Raw genomic sequence first — 1,139 nt, forward strand, 5'->3', positions numbered from 1 at the left:
TCAAATGTACCAGCGCAACATCTTTACGCAAGCGGTAGATGCGTGGAATGAGCTGAGCAGAGAGCAGCAGGAAGCTTACAACAGAATTGCAACTCCTTACGGAATCAGTGGTTTCAATCTTTTCGTAAGAAGGTATATCGAGCTTGCGAGAGCTGATGAGAAATATTATGCGCCGGTAACTGCTGAGATCAAAGTAATAGACGAAGAGCGCCATCCAGTTGAGAAAGCAACAGTGATAATCAAGAAAGGCAGAGCGATCGTTTACCAAGGCTTCACTGACGAAGAAGGCAAATGCACTCTAGCGCTAACCAAAGAAGACGAGCCTTACGATGTCAATATCGTAATGCCCGGCTACGAAACCATAGTAATTCCGGATATGAAAATCGCGCAGCTCAGCAAGACCTTTACTCTCAAGGTACTGCCACCAGTGATAGATCCGTAGCTCTCTTTCTCTTTTTAATAGGTGAATGGCTCTCGTCTTCGTAAGTGAAAGTGAAATAAGAAAATGGACGAACTAACCACTCTCATAACCGTAGCTGGTAATCTAGGCTTCGCAATTGCAGTAGCAGCTTACCTGCTCGTTAAAACGAATAACGTGCTTCATGAGGTTGTGAAAACGTTATGCGAGCTGAAGAATTCTATTAGGCTGCTTGCCGAAAAAATAGAAATTCTCAGGAAGTGAAATTTAGAAAGATGCGAGTAAAAGAAACAAGTCACTACAGGGTGCTAGATAAAGACCATCTTGATTTAGGTGATGCCATAGAGCATGCTGTTAATGAGCTGCTCAACGGCGCCAACGAAGTAGTGATTAATGCAGAAATAAAACTCGTAAGGAAGGGATAGTATGAGTGGCAAAACGAAACTAAAACTAAGACCAAGCGCTGCGCTAAATCAAATCTCAAAACTGCAAGAACTGATTAATGAAATTAAAAACGAAATCTGCAGTTTGCCAGATTGGCTTGGCGAAACTCAGCGTATGAGCTCAGAGCTGGAAGCTGCGTTACGGCAGGCCAGAACAAATAAAAAAATAGCTCGCGCGATTGCAAAGCGCAGCGTTCAAGAATTGAAAGAGAGAGCTTCTGATACAGCCCAGTGGGCTGAAGATGTTGTAAGCTTCATTGAGCAAAGACGCTCGAAGT

At 43.5% G+C, this 1,139-nt stretch carries 4 protein-coding genes; all 4 read left to right on the forward strand.

Annotated features, from left to right (window positions below; genetic code table 11):
* The coding region (locus QMD21_07765) for a carboxypeptidase-like regulatory domain-containing protein (protein ID MDI6856659.1) at positions 1-442 on the forward strand (442 nt) is incomplete at its 5' end.
* Between the two features lie 63 nt (positions 443-505).
* Complete coding sequence (locus QMD21_07770; protein ID MDI6856660.1) at positions 506-682, forward strand: YvrJ family protein; 177 nt, start codon at positions 506-508, stop codon at positions 680-682.
* Positions 683-693: 11 nt separating this feature from the next.
* A complete protein-coding gene (locus QMD21_07775) occupies positions 694-843 on the forward strand; it encodes a hypothetical protein (protein MDI6856661.1) in 150 nt (49 codons plus the stop codon).
* A 1-nt stretch (position 844) separates the two neighbouring features.
* On the forward strand, positions 845-1,139 hold a 295-nt coding region (locus tag QMD21_07780; GenBank protein MDI6856662.1), incomplete at its 3' end, for a hypothetical protein.

It is taken from the genome of Candidatus Thermoplasmatota archaeon, from assembly GCA_030018475.1.
Classification (GTDB): domain Archaea; phylum Thermoplasmatota; class JASEFT01; order JASEFT01; family JASEFT01; genus JASEFT01.